Source organism: Alloalcanivorax sp., assembly GCF_964221125.1.
Classification (GTDB): domain Bacteria; phylum Pseudomonadota; class Gammaproteobacteria; order Pseudomonadales; family Alcanivoracaceae; genus Alloalcanivorax; species Alloalcanivorax venustensis.
In genome coordinates, this window is sequence record NZ_CAXPXK010000024.1 from 31024 (window position 1) to 45940 (window position 14917).

Below are 14917 nucleotides of genomic sequence, written 5' to 3' on the forward strand. Positions count from 1 at the left end.
ATTTTACGCCCTCACTGTTCCGCTATGCGAAATAACCATGCGGAATTTGTGAGATAAGCAGCACAACAACAACAGGAGTTTTCCATGACTCTGCTCAGCGTATTCCGCAAGCAATTGATGATCGGCGGTTCGGCTCTGGCTTTCGCGACAGCCACGGTCTTCTCTCCCCTGGCCCAGGCCGCGGAGGACACCATCACCTGGAAAGTGCAGTCGCACTGGCCCGGTTCCAGCAGCTCCTACGAGGACAGCCTCAAGCGTATCAAGCGGGTGCTGGAAGAGCGTACCGACGGCAAACTGGAGCTCGAGCTTTACGAAGCCGGCGCTCTGTTCAAGGCCCAGGAGACCTTCAACGCGGTCAGCCGTGGCGTGATTCAGATGGGCACCATCTCCCCGGCGTATGCCCAGGACAAGATGAGCCTGGCCGGTATCGCCTCGGGCCTGCCGTTCGCGTTCCGCAACGTCTGGGAAGCGGCTTACTTCCACAAGAACATGGGCTTCGAGGACATGCTTCGCGAGGAAGCGGCCAAGCACAACGTCTACTACTCCACCGACAAGGTGTACCCCACCGAAATGGTGGTGAAGAAGCCGATCGAAAGCTGGGATGATTTCACTTCCCTGAAGATCCGTTCTTCCGGCGCCCTGCAGAAGTTCCTCAGTGAAGCCGGCGCGGCGGGCACCTACATCCCGGGCGGCGAGCTTTATCAGGCGCTGTCCAGCGGCGTGGTCGACGGTGCGCACTGGGGCGCCGCCCAGGGTGCCGCCAGCATGGGTCTCTACGAAGTGGCCAAGTACCACGTACAGCCGGCTCTGAACATCGCCGGTACCGACGCCTTCATCGTTAGCCAGAAGGCGCTGGACAAGCTGCCCGAAGGCATGGCCAAGATCGTCAAGGATTCGCTCAACGAACAGTTCTGGATTCGCACCAGCGAATACCTCTACAAAGAGCGCATCACGCTGGCCAAGGTAATGGCCGAGCAGGACGTGCAGATCAACACCATGCCCCAGGACGTGCAAGACAAGCTGGCTAAAACCGCCCAGAAAATGTGGGACGAGGAAGCCAAGCGTAGCGACAAGGCCGCCGAAGTGGTTGAGAAGCTGAAAGGCTTCCTGTCCGATCTCGGCTACCTGTAACACCCGAGAGCGCCCCGGGGGAGCCATGCGGCTCCCCCTTTTATTGTCCGACTATTGAGCCCCCCGCGGAGGAATCATGTCCTTCCTGCAGACGCTGATAAACGGGGTGACCCGCCTGAACGACTTTCTTGGCCGCTGGATCGCCCATCTGATCTTCGCCATGACTGCTTTGCTTCTGTTCGAGGTCATTTGCCGTTACCTGTTTGACGCCCCCACGGTCTGGACCACCGAGTTCGCCCAGTTCCTGTTCGCCATCTATTCGATCATGGCGGGCGGTTATGTCATGGCGCACCGGGGTCACGTCAACGTGGACCTGTTGTATTCCCATTTTTCGCCGCGCGTTCAGGCGGTGATCGATGTGTTCACCTCCGTGGTGTTCTACATTTTTATTCTCGCGTTTTTGTATTTCGGTACGTCCATGGCCTGGGAATCCTTCCAGGGCCAGGAAACCACCTATTCCGCCTGGAACCCGCCGGTATGGCCGGTCAAGGCCTTTATCCCGCTGGCGGTGACGCTGGTGTTGCTGCAGGGCACCGTGAAGCTGCTGCGTGACATCGCCGTGGCCATCAACCCGCGGTACGCCGACGTATTGAAAGACGGTCTCGACGATGGTGAAGGTGTCGCCGACAACATCGAAGCCGATGTGAAGGAGCAGCACCGATGAGCATCGAAATGATTACCCTGCTGTTCTTCGGCTCGCTGCTGTTCTTCCTGGTGCTCGGCCTGCCGCTGGCCTTCGTGCTGGGCGGCGTCTCGGTGATCTTCCTGTATTTCACCTGGGGCCCGGACGCCTTCTACATGGTCGCTTCGCAGATATGGAGCACCATGGGCAACTTCACCCTGGTGGCGATACCGCTGTTCGTGTTCATGGCGATGGTGCTGGAACGCACCGGCGTGGCCAAGGACCTCTACCGCATGATGTACCTGTGGTGGGGCGGCCTGCGCGGCGGCCTGGCCATCGGCACCCTGGGTATCTGCGCCATCTTCGCCGCCATGTGCGGCATCTCCGGCGCCGCCGTGGTGGCCATGGGCACCATCGCGCTGCCGTCCATGCTCGAGCGCGGCTACGACAAGCGCATGGTGCTCGGCTGCATCAACACCGGCGGCGGCTGGGGCATTCTGATTCCGCCCAGCATCCTGATGATCCTCTATTCGCTGATCACCGGCGTGTCCGTGGGGCAGATGTTCGCCGCCGGCGTGCTGCCGGGCATCCTGCTGATGGTGCTGACCTGCATCTACATCATCGTGCGCTGCTACTTCCAGCCGCATCTGGCCCCGGCCCTGCCCAAGGACGAGCGCGCCTCCTGGCGGGAAAAAATGCTCGCCCTGCGCGCCGTGATCCTGCCCATCATCATCGTGGTGGTGACCCTGGGCTCGATCATCGCCGGCGTCACCACGCCCACCGAAGCGGCCGCCGTGGGCGTATTCGGCGCGCTGGTATCGGCGCTGGTGTACCGCAAGTTCTCCTGGGAACTGATGCGCGACGCCTCGATCCGCACCTTCAAGCTCACCGGTATGATCATGTGGATTCTGTTCGCCGCCCACGCGTTCAGTGCCGCCTACCAGAGCATGGGCGCGCAGGAGCTGATCGAAGGCATGATCACCGGCATCCCGGGTGGCCCCTGGGCCGTCATCATCACCATGATGGTGATCGTGTTCTTCCTGGCCATGGTGCTGGACCCGGTCGGCATCATGCTGATCACGCTGCCGGTGTTCCTGCCCATCGTGCAGTCCATGGGCTTCGATCCGGTGTGGTTCGGCATCCTGTTCGTGATCAACATGGAGATCGGCTACATGACGCCACCCTTCGGTTTTAACCTCTTCTATCTGAAGGGCGTGGTGCCGCCGAGTATCACGATGAAGGACATCTATGTGTCGGTGATTCCGTTCGTGCTGGTGGAGATTGTCGGCCTGGCGCTGATCATGATCTTCCCGGAGATCGCGACCTATCTGCCCGACCTGATGTTCTGATCGCGTTCCCATGCGGTACCGAGAAAGCCCGGCTTGTGGAAACAAGCCGGGCTTTTTTTGGGGTACTCCCCGCACCGACCGTTTGCCATACTCCCGGAACAATAAAAACCCGGGAGAGAGAAGTGGGCTACATCGACACCCAGGCGCGCACCGACCAGGCCGCCTATATCCATGAGTCCGCCTGGCTGTACGGCGACATCGAACTGGCGGAAGGCGCCTCGGTGTGGATCAACGCCGCGCTGCGCGCCGAGCTCTATGACATCCGCATCGGCCGCTACACCAACCTGCAGGATTTCGTCATGGTGCACATCGGCAACCACACCGGCACGCGCATCGGCGATTACTGCTCGATCACCCACCATGTGACGCTGCACGGCTGCACCATCGGCGACAACTGCCTGGTGGGTATCAACAGCACCATCATGGACGGTTGCGTGATCGGCGATAACTGCATCATCGCCGGCCATACCTTTCTGAAAGAGGGCACCGAGATTCCCGACAACTCCATTGTCATGGGCGCGCCGGGCCGGGTGGTGAAAACCCGGGACTGCGGCGAGCCCAACCGGATCAACGCGCTCGCTTACTACAAGAACGCGCTGGCTTACCAGCGGGGCGATTTTCGTGCCTGGGCGCAACCGGATTTCTTCCAGCAACTGCGCCGGGAGGTGGGCGAGGTGGAGTGATCCCGGCGCTGTCGAAACGCCGTCCGCCGGTTCGACTGTGGAGTATCGATGCCCAATGGCGTTTGCTCCCGGAGAATCGAGATGGATTATATTTGCCTGGTGTACGTGGATGAGAACCGGTTGGCGTCACTGCCGCGCGCCGAGCGGGATACTCTGCTGGCGAGGACCTGCGACTACCGGCAAGCCCTGATCACCGAGCAGCACTATCAGTGGGGCCAGTGGTTGCCGTCGGCGCGGCTGGCGACCACCCTGCGCCACCGCGACGGCGGCCTGCGGTTGCGCGACGGCGCCGCCGTTCCCGGGGACCAGCAACTGGCGCTGGTGGTGCTGCTGCGCGCCCGCGACCTGGACCAGGCGTTGCGGCTGGCCGCCGGCCTGCCGCTGGTGCGGCTGGGCTGCGTGGAGGTGCGCCCGCTCAGCGAGCCGGCGCCCTGGAGTCGCCAGGGGGACGCTCAAGGGAGGGAAGCGTTTGTCGATTAGCCGTCATATCGAAGCCCTGTACCGGGAGGAATCGCGCCGCGTGCTGGCCACGCTGATCCGCCTGCTGGGCGATTTCGACCTGGCCGAGGAGGCATTGCAGGACGCGTTCGCGGCGGCGGTCACCCAATGGCCCGTGGACGGGCTGCCCGACAACCCGCGCGCCTGGCTGATCAGTGCCGGGCGCTTTAAAGCCATCGACCGGCTGCGCCGCCGCGCCCGCTTCGACGCCTCCCTGGAAGAGCTGGCGCTGCGCTTCGAGCAGGCCACCGAAATGCCGGACCTGGACCTGAGCGTCGAGGACGACCGGTTGCGTTTGATCTTCACCTGCTGCCACCCGGCGCTGTCCGAGCAGGCACGGGTGGCGCTGACACTGCGCGAAGTCTGCGATCTCACCACCGAGGAGATCGCCAGCGCCTTCCTCACGCCCACGCCCACCGTGGCCCAGCGCATCGTGCGCGCCAAGGCCAAGATCCGTGACGCCGGCATCCCCTACCGGGTGCCTGAGAAAAGCGAGCTGGCGGAGCGGCTCGACAGCGTGCTTCAGGTGATCTACCTGGTGTTCAACGAAGGCTACTTCCCGTCGTCCGGCGACGCGCCGACCCGCGCCGATCTCTCCAGCGAGGCCCTGCGTCTGGGCCGTCTGCTGCTGTCCCTGCTGCCGGAGCCGGAAGTGGCCGGCCTGCTGGCGCTGATGCTGCTCACCGAGGCGCGCCGGGCGGCGCGCACCGACGCCGCCGGCGACCCGGTGCTGCTGGACGACCAGGACCGGACGCTGTGGGACCGGGCCTTGATCGCCGAGGGCGAGAAACTGGTGGAGCAGGCGCTGCGTTCGCGTCGCTTCGGGCCCTACAGCCTGCAGGCAGCGATCGCCGCCGTGCACGCCGAGGCGGCCCGCCCCGAGGACACCGACTGGGAACAGATCGTCGGGCTCTACGACGTGCTGCTGCGCGCCGCGCCGTCGCCGGTGATCGCGCTCAACCGGGCGGTGGCGGTGGCCATGCGCGACGGCCCCGAGGCCGGGCTGGCGCTGATCGACGGGCTGCTCGCCGACGGCGGCCTGGACGGCTACTACCTGGCCCGGGCCGCGCGGGCGGACCTTTGCCGCCGTGCCGGCCGTACCGAAGAGGCCCGCGCCGGCTACCGCGAGGCGCTGGCGCTGTGCCAGCAGGGCGCCCAGCGCGCCTTCCTGGAAAAGCGGCTGGCGACGCTGGATGTCGAATCCGCCGCCCGCTGAACGACCAGGGATAATCCACCCATCAATAAGGCCGATAAGGCCAAGGAGAGTACCGATGAAATACCTGTGTCTGGTGTACGCCGAGGAAGCCTCGCTGCACAGCCTGCCCGACAGTCCCGAGGACGACGAATGCCAGGCCTACGCGGACTCGCTGGCGGAAAGCGGCCACATGCTCGGCGGCGAACCCCTGGAGCCGGTCAGCAGCGCGGTTACGGTGCGGGTGCGTGACGGCAAGACGTCGGTCACCGACGGTCCCTTCGCGGAGACCAAGGAACAGCTCACCGGCTTTTACCTGGTCGACGCCCGCGATTTGAACGAGGCCATCCGCATCGCTGAGAACATTCCCCCGGCCCGGGTCGGCAGTCTCGAAGTGCGGCCGGTCAGAGAGCTTCAGGTGAACGGGGAAGGGTAAACGGAGAAGGTAAGGAAGACGCCGCGCCCCAGGGGGCGCGGCGTAACGGGCTTAACGCCGCGGATTACTCTTTGATCAGGTAGTCGCCGTACTGATCGCGGAGCTTGTTCTTGAGCACCTTGCCGGTGGCGTTGCGCGGCAGTTCGTCCACGAACACCACCGCGTCGGGCAGCTGCCAGGAGGCGATCTTGCCCTCGTAGCCGGCCAGGATGTCCTTTTCGGACGGGTCCTGACCTTCCGCCTTCACGGCGATCAGCAGCGGGCGCTCGTCCCACTTTTTGTGGGTGGCGGCGATCACCGCGGCGTCGGCCAGTTCCGGCATGCCCACGGCGATGTTCTCCAGCTCCACGGAGCTGATCCACTCGCCGCCGGACTTGATCACGTCCTTGGAGCGGTCCTTGATGGTCACGATGCCGTTCTCATCCAGGGTGGCGATGTCGCCGGTGGGGAACCAGCCGTCCACGTGCGGCGGCTCGGCGTCCACGTTGAAGTAGGCGCTGATCACCCAGTGGCCCTTGGCGTACAGGTTACCCTGGGTTTCGCCGTCCATGGGCAGCTCGTTGCCGTCGGCGTCGGCGATGCGCAGGTCCACGCCGAACGGCGGGCGGCCCTGTTTGGCGCGAATCGCGGCCTGCTCTTCCTCGGACAGCTGGGTGTGCTTGTGCAGCAGGGTGCTCACCGAGCCCACCGGGCTCATTTCGGTCATGCCCCAGGCGTGCAGCGTGTCCACGCCGTAGTCGTCACGGAATGTGGCGATCATGGACGGCGGGCAGGCGGAGCCGCCGATCACGGTGCGGGTCAGGCTGGGCACCTTTTCGTTGGCTTTCTTGAGCGCGCCGATCAGACCCTGCCACAGCGTCGGTACGCCGGCGGCGCAGGTCACGTTTTCGCTGTTGATCAGGTTCTTCAGGCTGTCGCCGTCCAGACCCGGGCCGGGCAGCACCATCTTGCTGCCCACCATGGCGGCGGCGTAGGGGATGCCCCAGGCGTTCACATGGAACATCGGCACCACCGGCATCAGGCAATCCCGGGCGGAAAGATCCAGGCTGTCCGGCAGCGCCACGGCCATGGAGTGCAGCACCGTGGAGCGGTGCGAGTAGAGGGCGCCTTTCGGGTTGCCGGTGGTGCCGGAGGTGTAGCACAGGCTGGAGGCGGTGTTCTCATCGAATTCCGGCCATTGGAAATCGGCGTTGCCGGAATCCACCAGGTCGTCGTAGAACTTGATGCCGGGCACTTTCTCGGCGGCTTCGGCGTCTTCGCCGCTCAGCAGCACCACGTGCTCCAGGTGTTCCAGCTTGTCCTTGATCGCCGCGATCAGCGGCAGGAAGGTCTTGTCGATGAGCAGGACGCGGTCCTGGGCGTGGTTGAGGATATACACCAACTGTTCCGGGAACAGGCGCGGGTTGATGGTGTGGCACACCAGGCCGGCACCGGACACACCGAAATAGGCTTCCAGGTGGCGGTAGTTGTTCCAGGCCAGGGTGGCGACCCGGTCGCTCTGTTTCAGGCCCAGGCCCAGCAGCGCCGAACCCAGCTGGCGGGACCGCCGTTCCACGTCGCCCCAGTTGGTGCGGTGGAGGCCGCCGGTGGTCTCCACGGAGACGATCTCTCCATCGGCGTGGTAGCGGGCGGCGTGGGCGATCTGTGCGCTGATCAACAGCGGCTGGTTCATCATTTGGCCTAGCATGTTTTCTCTCCCGAGGCTTGGCGGTTGTTGTTTTCGGCTACCGAGGTTTGCGATATCCCCGGGCCTTGTCAAATGGTTTCGCGATCCGGCCAGCCTGTCATTCCGGTCATCGCCGTGGCGTGAAGTGGGCAAAAACGCTCCGGGTTCTTGAGTAAATTTTATTGACCTTTGGGATCGTGGATCCCTATCACGCTGATCCGAAGCCTTGATCGCCGCCGCTGTTTACCTCAACAAAGCTTCAGGTCCTAAGCTTCGTATTTCTTGCTTTTCAATCAGGTGAACCCGGTGGAGAAAACAATGAGCGATAGCGTGGATCTGAACGCCTATTTCCAGCGCCTTGGTTACCAGGGCGAGCGGCGCCCGACCCTGGCGACGCTGGCGGAACTGCAGCACCGCCATGTGCGGCGCCTTCCGTTTGAAAACCTGACGCCGTTTCTGGGCGAGGAGGTGGTGCTGGATATCGGCGCCCTGGAGCGCAAGCTGGTCGGCGACCGGCGCGGCGGATACTGCTACGAGCACAATCTGCTGTTCCTGGATGTACTGAAGCAGTTGGGGTTTCAGGCACGGGGCCTGGCGGCGCGGGTATTCTGGAAAGAGCACCCGGACGCGCGCCCGCCGGCCACCCACATGCTGTTGGCGGTGGACATCGACGGCGAGACCTGGCTGGTGGACACCGGCTTCGGCGCCCTGACCCCCACCGGCCCGCTAAAACTGGACACGGAGGACCCGCAAACCACGCCCCACGAGCCGTTCCGGGTGCTCCACCGTGGTGAAAGCTATCAGCTGGAGGCCCGGCTCGGCGACACCTGGCGCCTTCTCTACAGCTTCGATTTCCGGGAGATGTGGCTGGCCGACTATCAGCTCGCCAGCTGGTACCTTTCCCATCACCCGCGCTCCCATTTCGTCACCGATCTGGTGGCGGCCAGGGTCGGGCAGGGGCGGCGCCATACCTTGCTCAATGACCGCTACACGGTGCGCTATCCGGACGGCACCAGCCAGCCCCGGGTGTTGGCGGGGCCGGACGAGGTGCTGACGGTGCTGGAGCAGGTGTTCCGGGTGCGGTTGCCGTCCCCGCAAGCGTTGCGGTTGGCGCTTGAGGAGAAGGGTGCCGTCCGCTAGGCTGTCCGGCTTCTTCCGGGCCGCCCGGCCCGCCCGTAAAAGCCTGTTTCTGGACCTGTCCTATGTGGATCAAGAACCTCACCGTTTTCCTGGGCGTGGAGCCCTTCCCCTGGTCGGCGGCGGAATTGGAGGAGCGCCTCGAGCAGCACCGCTGCCCGCCCTGCGGCCGGCAGAGCCTGAGCAGTGAAGGTTTCGTGCCGCCGCTCAAGGGCGAAGACCGCATGGTGGTGGTGGCGGACGGCTTCCTCTACTGCGTGCACCAGGAAATCGCCCGCCTGCTGCCCGGGCCGGTGATCAAGGAAGAACTGGACGAAAAGGTGGAACAGATCCGCGAGCAGGAAGGCCGCCCGGTGGGTCGCCGTGAGCGCGCCGAGCTGAAGGACCAGATCACCTTCGAGCTGCTGCCGCGCGCCTTCACCCGCTCGCGCCGCACCGGCGTACTGATCGACCTGGAGCGCCGCCGCATCCTGGTGGACAGCGCCTCGGACAGCCGCGCCGAGCAGATCGTCGCCGCCCTGCGCAAGGCGGTGGACTCCCTGCCGGTGACCCGGCCCACCGCGGCCAGCGCCACCACCGCCGCCTTCGGCGAATGGCTGCGCGACCCGGCGTCGCTGCCGGAGGGTTTCACCATCGGCGACCGCTGCGAGTTCAAGGACGGCGACGGCGCCAGCGTGCGCATCACCGCCCTGGACCTGAGCCGCGAGGAAATCCTCGCCCACCTGGAACAGCTGGCGGCGGTGAAGGTGAACCTGTGCTGGAACGATGAAATGGAATTCGACCTGCAGCAGGACCTGGCCATCAAGCGGCTCAAGCCGCTGGACCTGATCCAGGAGAACATCGACAACATCAACGCCGAGGACGCCCTGGAAGAGCTGATGGCCCGCCTCAGCCTGCAGGGCGCCACCCTGCGCGCCGCCCTGGACAGCCTGTACGACTACTTCGAAGTGAAAGCAGAGAGCATCGGCGCCGCCTGATTCTCGACGCAAACCACCATGGCGCCCGGCTTCCCCGCCGGGCTATGTTGAGCCTTCCAACAACAACACAGGACACCGCCATGATCGAGCAGACCATTGAACGCTGGCACCGGCTGGTGGACGCCAAGGACGCCGAGGCGCTCAACGATATCCTCGCCGACAACGTGGTGTTCCACTCGCCGGTGGTGCACACCCCGCAGGAAGGCAAGGCGATCACCAAAATGTACCTCACCGCCGCCCTGCACACGCTCAACAACGAGCACTTCCGCTACGAGCGGGAAATCCTCGACGGCCGCAACGCGGTGCTGGAATTCACCACCGTGCTGGACGGCATCCAGCTCAACGGCATCGACATGATCCACTGCGACGAAGACGGCCGCATCGACGACTTCAAAGTGATGGTGCGACCGCTGAAAGCGGTCAATAAGATCCACGAAATGATGGGCGCCATGCTCAAGAAGCTGGGCTAGTCGCGGGCGTTACCCTTGCTCGAGCTGCCAGCGCACGCCGGCCAGTTCAAAGCCGCCCCGATCCACCGCCAGCCCCTCGGCTCCGGCCCGCGACAGCAGAAGGTCCGGGTCGGCGCTACGCAGTGACAGCGCACTGAGGCATTCCTTCCGACCAGACTGGAACCGCAGCGCCACGCCGCCGGCATCGGCGCGGTGATCGTCCGCCACCGTTATACCGAGCAGGCTTCCCCAATGGGCGGCCAGATCGCCGGGCGCGGGGCTGTCCAGGATGACGGCGTCCAGACGGCAGGGCGGCTCCGCTTGCGGCGCCGCCTGCCAGTCCGGCCCGGCCGGCCAGTAAGGCCCGTCCAGGGCCGCGCCGCCGTCGGTGCGGTTGAACTCGATCATCGCCGCCCGGCAGGCTTTGGGGTGCAACTGCACGCCCAGGTAGGCGTCCACCCGCAGGCGGTTTGCCACCGGCACCCCCAGCGCTTCCGCGTCCCGGGCGCGGCGCTCCGGATCCTCGCAATCGAAGATCGCCATATAGCCGCCCCGGCCGCCGCTGCGTTCCAGAAAACGGCCGGCGGCGGTGCCGTCCTCGGTCGGCGCGACGATTTCGATAAAGCGGTCGCCGAGCCGGAAGATCACGTTCTCCAGACCGTAGCGGGCCAGGTGCGGGTCCCGGTGGCAGGGCGCCGCGCCGAGCACGGCGGCCAGCGCCCGCTCCGGCGCCGCCAGCGCCGGCGCCACCAGGCACACCTGCCGCAGCCTCGGGGTCGCCATCAATCGAACAGAATCACCTGGCGGATGGCGTCGCCGTCGGCCAGCCGGTCGAAGCCTTCGTTAATGTCTTCCAGCTTCATGCGGTGGGTGAGCAGCTTGTCCACCGGCAGGCGGCCGGCCTGGTACAGCGCGATGTACTCGGGAATATCCAGCGCCGGCACATGGCCGCCCAGGTAGGAACCCAGGAAGCGGCGTTCCTCGGCCACCATCTGCACCGGGCTCACCGCCAGGCGGGTGTCCGGGTGGGGCAGCCCGGCGGTGACCGTGCTGCCGCCCTTGCCGGTGGCGGCGAAGGCGAATTCCAGCGCCGGGCCGACACCGGCGAACTCGGCGGCGATGTCCACGCCGCCGCCGCTGATGTCCTTGACCTGCTGCACCGCGTCCGCGTCCTTGGAGTTGACCACATGGGTGGCGCCCATGGCCTTGGCCAGCTCCAGCTTGTCCTCGGCGATGTCGGCGGCGATCACCTGGCGGGCGCCGGCGGCCACCGCGCCCAGCACCGCGGACAGGCCCACGCCGCCCAGGCCCACCACCAGCACCGACTGGCCGGCGCGCAGCCCGGCGGTGTGCACCACCGCGCCCATGCCGGTGAGCACCGCGCAGCCGAACACGGCGGCGATTTCGAACGGCAGGTCCTTGGGAATCTTCACCGCGGAACGGCGCGAGGTCACCGCGTGTTCGGCGAAGCCGGACACACCCAGGTGGTGGTTGATGGTGGCGTCGCCCTGGTGCAGGCGGCGGTCGCCGCCCAGCAGCACGCCGTCGTTGTTGGCCTTGGCGCCGGGGGCGCACAGCGCCGCGCGGCCCCCCAGGCAGTAGTCGCAGGTGCCGCAGCTGGGCACGAACGAGAACACCACATGGTCGCCCACTTCCAGATCGGCGACGCCGGCGCCCACTTCCACCACCTCGCCGGCGGCTTCGTGGCCCAGCGCCATGGGCAGCGGCCGGGGCCGGTTGCCGTCGATCACCGACAGGTCGGAGTGGCAGAGGCCGGCGGCGCGCACCCGCACCAGAATCTCGCCGTGGCCCGGGGCGTCCAGTTCCACCTCTTCGATTTTCAGCGGCTGGGAGTCCTTGAACGGGCGCTGGGCGCCCATCTCACGCAGTACTGCGGCACGGGTTTTCATTGCGTTTCCTCGTCGTTGTCCTTGGTGAAGGTCTGGTCGTTCTCGCCGCTGAAGAAGCGGCGACCGTAAATCAGGATGCACAGCGCCACGCCCACGGCGAACGCCCAGGTGGCGCCCTTGGTGGCGAGCACCGCGGCGACCACCCCGGCGATGCCCAGGTCGCGCTGGCTGCGCGCTTCAAGAATGCCGATGCGCACGCTCACGTAGCCCTGGATCAGCAGCGTCAGCGCCAGGGCCACGCCCAGGATCGGTTCCACCAGGCTGACAATCGGCATCAGCAGCAGGCCGGTGTTGGTGCCCCAGCGGAACGAGCCGGCGCCGCCAAAGATCGAGTCCATCGCCTTGCGGCCCTCCTTGAAGCGTTCCACGATCACCACGTGCATGGCCGCCCACAGCGGGCCGCACATGGCCACGTCCGGGCCGATGATGCTCATGGTGGCGTTGCGGCCGCCGAAGATCATGTGGGCGCGGTCCGGGTTGTAGTCCACGTTCTCATCCTGGCGGCTGGCGTCCGCTTCCTTGAGCAGCGCCTTGCCCTGCAGCACGTCGCCGAACAGCACGATGTAGGCCGCCAGCATGGTGGGAATCGCCTGCAGGAACATTTCCGGCGACGGCAGGCCCAGGCCGAACACGGTGTACTCATTCCACAGGGTGGCGAAGTCCGGCGTGGTGAAGCCCCATTCAATGGTCGGCCAGGGCGCTTCGCTGAACAGCGGCGCCAGCACGATGGCCAGGGCGATGATCGGGAAAATACCCAGCTTGCCCAGAGTGGACCAGAAGGCGTTGCGGGTTTTCAGCACCGCGAAGTGCTTGGAGAAGATCAGATAGAAGGCGATGCCGATGGCGATGGAAATGGTCCACGGGAAGCTCTCGAAGCGGCCGCCCACCTCGAACACCGAAATCACCGCGGCGATGCCGGCGCCCATGATGATGCCCGCCTTGATTGCCGGCGGCACCAGGCTCACCACCCGCCTCGATAACCCGGTGGCGCCCAGCCCGATACAGAACACACCCAGTAACAATTGAAACGCGATCAGCGCATGCACCCGCGCCTCGCCCTCCGGAAAACTGGCGCAGTAGGCCATCAAAAGGGGGATCGCCGGGGTGATCCAGCCGGGCACCACCGGGTCGCCCAGCAGGTGGTGCAACAGGTACAGAAAGCCGTTCAGCAGCACCACCGCCAGCGCCGCTTCGAACGGCATGCCCAGCAGTTCGGTCATCAGCGGAATGGCGGCCAGATCCACCGCGCACATCAGCAGGCCCTGGAAATAATCGGGCCATTCGAAACGGTAATGCAGGAAGGGAAGACGGAGTTTGAAGGGGCCCATCGGCCAGTAAAGGGTCTCGCCGTCCGGCCGACGGTAATCACGCCTGGATGTGTCACCCATGAAGAAGGTCCCGAGCTCGTTGGTATTATGGCGTAATCAGTGTATGACCCGTGGGTCAGGAATCAAGCGACCGGCGCTCAGCCGAACAGATAGCGAAGCAGCATGGCCAGGCAGACGATCACGATCAGCGGCCGGATCAACCGGGCGCCGCCGCGCAGCACCGCGTGGGAACCCAGCCAGGCGCCGGCCATCTGGCCGACGATCATCACCGCGCCGGTGACCCACAGCACCTTGCCGCCGACCACGAACAGCGTCAGCGAGGCGATGTTGCTGGCGAAGTTCAGCGCCTTGGCTTGGGCGGTGGCGGTGATCAGATCCTGGCCGCGCAGGGCCACGCCGGTGAGCGAGAAAAACGAACCGGTGCCCGGCCCGAAGAAGCCGTCGTAGAAGCCGATCACCGGCACCACGGTGCGCTCGTAAAGGCGTGCGGACAGTCGCGGTGCCCGGGTCACGTTGCCGGCGCCGGGGCTGAACAGGAAATACAGCGCGATCACCGCCAGCACCACCGGCACCAGCACCTGCAGGGCGTCGCTGTCGGTGAGCTGCACCAGCACCGTGCCCAAGGCGCTGCCCCCCAGCGACCACAGAAACGGACGCCTCAGCCCCGCCAGGGTGTCCGCGAAGCGGCGCCGGCGCAGCAGCATGAAGGTGGCCATCCCCGAGCCGAAGGTGCCCTGCAGCTTGTTGGTGGCGAGCGCCTGCACCGGGTTCAGTCCGGCCAGCAACAGCGCCGGCAGGGTGAGCAGGCCTCCGCCGCCGGCCAGGGTATCGATAAAGCCCGCCAGCAGGGCGACCCCGCCCAGTATCAGTAATAGCGACAGTTCCAGTTCCACGCTTCGCCTCCCTTCGAGGGGCACGAGTTTAACGTGAACGGCGCCGCCGCTGTTAAACAGTGTTAAGCGGGGGCGTTGTCCGGCGTGGCGGGGCGTAGGATGAAAAGCGTTAGTCGTGGTTGCCCAAGGACGGCAGCCGATACCCGAAAAGGAGCAGTACCATGCGCAATCTCACCGTTTTACTGGCCACCGGTGCGCTCACCGGCACGTTATTCCTGGCCGGCTGCCAGCCGCCGGACGAGGACGACGCCAAGAAGGCGGCGGACGACGAAGAGACCGTTCCGCACCCGCCCATTGAAGAATCCCGGCCCGGCGAAGAGACCGGCGCCGAGCAAACCGGCGGCCCCGCCGACGGCAGTGAGGAAGAGGCCGGTGGCGGTTATGAGTCCGCCCAGCAGCCGAATGCCGCCGCCACCGGTGAGGACGCCGCCTCCTTCACCGACACCCAATTCCGCATTGCGGTGAACTACCCGGAATCCCTGCAAAAGGTATCCGCTGAAGACGGCGAGGCCGGGGACACGGCGCAATGGCACGCCTTCGCCGACGGCCGGGAGGGCCGGCGCCTGCTGACTCTGAAAGTACCCGGTGAGGTGGACGCGCGCTTTCAGCTCGGCGCCAGCCGCAACACCAAGGCGCTCACCCACTG

At 65.6% G+C, this 14917-nt stretch carries 16 protein-coding genes; 11 read left to right on the forward strand and 5 right to left on the reverse strand.

The features are described 5' to 3' along the window. Positions 1 to 84 precede the first annotated feature (84 nt). From dctP to ACEQZD_RS03085, 7 genes are all read left to right on the forward strand, one after another. Positions 85 to 1131 (forward strand): TRAP transporter substrate-binding protein DctP, encoded by a 1047-nt coding sequence (dctP, locus tag ACEQZD_RS03055; RefSeq protein WP_194855217.1) that lies wholly within the window; start codon positions 85 to 87, stop codon positions 1129 to 1131. A gap of 76 nt (positions 1132 to 1207) precedes the next feature. Beyond that, on the forward strand, positions 1208 to 1795 hold the full coding sequence (locus ACEQZD_RS03060; RefSeq protein WP_194855216.1) for a TRAP transporter small permease subunit: 588 nt from the start codon (positions 1208 to 1210) through the stop codon (positions 1793 to 1795). Further along, entirely contained in the window at positions 1792 to 3102 is a 1311-nt protein-coding gene (locus ACEQZD_RS03065) for a TRAP transporter large permease subunit (protein ID WP_067611650.1), read from the forward strand. Before ACEQZD_RS03060 ends, ACEQZD_RS03065 begins: the two co-directional genes overlap by 4 nt. 122 nt (positions 3103 to 3224) lie before the next feature. Next, complete coding sequence (locus ACEQZD_RS03070) at positions 3225 to 3785, forward strand: gamma carbonic anhydrase family protein (protein ID WP_370183867.1); 561 nt, start codon at positions 3225 to 3227, stop codon at positions 3783 to 3785. A gap of 81 nt (positions 3786 to 3866) precedes the next feature. After that, complete coding sequence (locus ACEQZD_RS03075; RefSeq protein WP_370183868.1) at positions 3867 to 4265, forward strand: YciI family protein; 399 nt, start codon at positions 3867 to 3869, stop codon at positions 4263 to 4265. Further along, positions 4255 to 5499 carry an RNA polymerase sigma factor gene (locus tag ACEQZD_RS03080; RefSeq protein ID WP_370183869.1) on the forward strand — a complete coding sequence of 415 codons (1245 nt, stop codon included), beginning with the start codon at positions 4255 to 4257 and terminating at the stop codon, positions 5497 to 5499. Before ACEQZD_RS03075 ends, ACEQZD_RS03080 begins: the two co-directional genes overlap by 11 nt. 55 nt (positions 5500 to 5554) lie before the next feature. Beyond that, a complete protein-coding gene (locus ACEQZD_RS03085) occupies positions 5555 to 5911 on the forward strand; it encodes a YciI family protein (protein ID WP_370183871.1) in 357 nt (118 codons plus the stop codon). A 64-nt stretch (positions 5912 to 5975) separates the two neighbouring features. On the opposite strand, the gene ACEQZD_RS03090 is transcribed toward ACEQZD_RS03085, so the two are convergent. Next, positions 5976 to 7598: a long-chain-fatty-acid--CoA ligase gene (locus tag ACEQZD_RS03090; protein WP_370183873.1), complete on the reverse strand. Its 1623-nt coding sequence runs from the start codon at positions 7596 to 7598 to the stop codon at positions 5976 to 5978. Positions 7599 to 7895: 297 nt separating this feature from the next. Here ACEQZD_RS03090 and ACEQZD_RS03095 point away from each other — a divergent pair, with 297 nt between their 5' ends. The 3 genes from ACEQZD_RS03095 (at position 7896) to ACEQZD_RS03105 (ending at position 10161) form a co-directional block, all read left to right on the forward strand. Continuing rightward, entirely contained in the window at positions 7896 to 8717 is an 822-nt protein-coding gene (locus tag ACEQZD_RS03095) for an arylamine N-acetyltransferase (RefSeq protein ID WP_370183874.1), read from the forward strand. Positions 8718 to 8779: 62 nt separating this feature from the next. Next, positions 8780 to 9691, forward strand: coding sequence for a recombination-associated protein RdgC (locus ACEQZD_RS03100; RefSeq protein ID WP_370183876.1), 912 nt, complete (start codon positions 8780 to 8782; stop codon positions 9689 to 9691). Positions 9692 to 9771: 80 nt separating this feature from the next. Next, positions 9772 to 10161, forward strand: coding sequence for a nuclear transport factor 2 family protein (locus tag ACEQZD_RS03105; protein WP_370183878.1), 390 nt, complete (start codon positions 9772 to 9774; stop codon positions 10159 to 10161). 9 nt (positions 10162 to 10170) lie between these two features. Here the strand turns inward: ACEQZD_RS03105 and ACEQZD_RS03110 are convergent, their stop codons facing one another. The 4 genes from ACEQZD_RS03110 to ACEQZD_RS03125 all read right to left on the reverse strand — a co-directional run bounded on the left by ACEQZD_RS03110 (position 10171) and on the right by ACEQZD_RS03125 (position 14271). Beyond that, entirely contained in the window at positions 10171 to 10923 is a 753-nt protein-coding gene (locus ACEQZD_RS03110; protein WP_370183880.1) for a VOC family protein, read from the reverse strand. Next, positions 10923 to 12050 carry a zinc-dependent alcohol dehydrogenase family protein gene (locus ACEQZD_RS03115; protein ID WP_194855211.1) on the reverse strand — a complete coding sequence of 376 codons (1128 nt, stop codon included), beginning with the start codon at positions 12048 to 12050 and terminating at the stop codon, positions 10923 to 10925. Before ACEQZD_RS03115 ends, ACEQZD_RS03110 begins: the two co-directional genes overlap by 1 nt. Further along, positions 12047 to 13438, reverse strand: a complete 1392-nt coding sequence (locus ACEQZD_RS03120; RefSeq protein ID WP_335629491.1) for a hypothetical protein — start codon at positions 13436 to 13438, stop codon at positions 12047 to 12049. The genes ACEQZD_RS03115 and ACEQZD_RS03120 overlap by 4 nt, the downstream gene beginning before the upstream one ends. A 77-nt stretch (positions 13439 to 13515) precedes the next feature. Beyond that, entirely contained in the window at positions 13516 to 14271 is a 756-nt protein-coding gene (locus tag ACEQZD_RS03125) for a TSUP family transporter (protein WP_335629490.1), read from the reverse strand. A 161-nt stretch (positions 14272 to 14432) separates the two neighbouring features. Between ACEQZD_RS03125 and ACEQZD_RS03130 the strand changes: the two genes are divergently transcribed. Further along, the coding region (locus ACEQZD_RS03130) for a hypothetical protein (protein ID WP_370183882.1) at positions 14433 to 14917 on the forward strand (485 nt) is incomplete at its 3' end.

Coding starts and splice junctions, on each gene's coding strand:
- ACEQZD_RS03085 (WP_370183871.1), top strand. CDS start 5,555: ATGAAATACCTGTGTCTGGTGTACGCCGAGGAAGCCTCGCTGCACAGC.
- ACEQZD_RS03065 (WP_067611650.1), top strand. CDS start 1,792: ATGAGCATCGAAATGATTACCCTGCTGTTCTTCGGCTCGCTGCTGTTC.
- dctP (WP_194855217.1), top strand. CDS start 85: ATGACTCTGCTCAGCGTATTCCGCAAGCAATTGATGATCGGCGGTTCG.
- ACEQZD_RS03060 (WP_194855216.1), top strand. CDS start 1,208: ATGTCCTTCCTGCAGACGCTGATAAACGGGGTGACCCGCCTGAACGAC.
- ACEQZD_RS03110 (WP_370183880.1), bottom strand. CDS start 10,923: ATGGCGACCCCGAGGCTGCGGCAGGTGTGCCTGGTGGCGCCGGCGCTG.
- ACEQZD_RS03090 (WP_370183873.1), bottom strand. CDS start 7,598: ATGCTAGGCCAAATGATGAACCAGCCGCTGTTGATCAGCGCACAGATC.
- ACEQZD_RS03095 (WP_370183874.1), top strand. CDS start 7,896: ATGAGCGATAGCGTGGATCTGAACGCCTATTTCCAGCGCCTTGGTTAC.
- ACEQZD_RS03105 (WP_370183878.1), top strand. CDS start 9,772: ATGATCGAGCAGACCATTGAACGCTGGCACCGGCTGGTGGACGCCAAG.
- ACEQZD_RS03075 (WP_370183868.1), top strand. CDS start 3,867: ATGGATTATATTTGCCTGGTGTACGTGGATGAGAACCGGTTGGCGTCA.
- ACEQZD_RS03100 (WP_370183876.1), top strand. CDS start 8,780: ATGTGGATCAAGAACCTCACCGTTTTCCTGGGCGTGGAGCCCTTCCCC.
- ACEQZD_RS03120 (WP_335629491.1), bottom strand. CDS start 13,438: ATGGGTGACACATCCAGGCGTGATTACCGTCGGCCGGACGGCGAGACC.
- ACEQZD_RS03115 (WP_194855211.1), bottom strand. CDS start 12,050: ATGAAAACCCGTGCCGCAGTACTGCGTGAGATGGGCGCCCAGCGCCCG.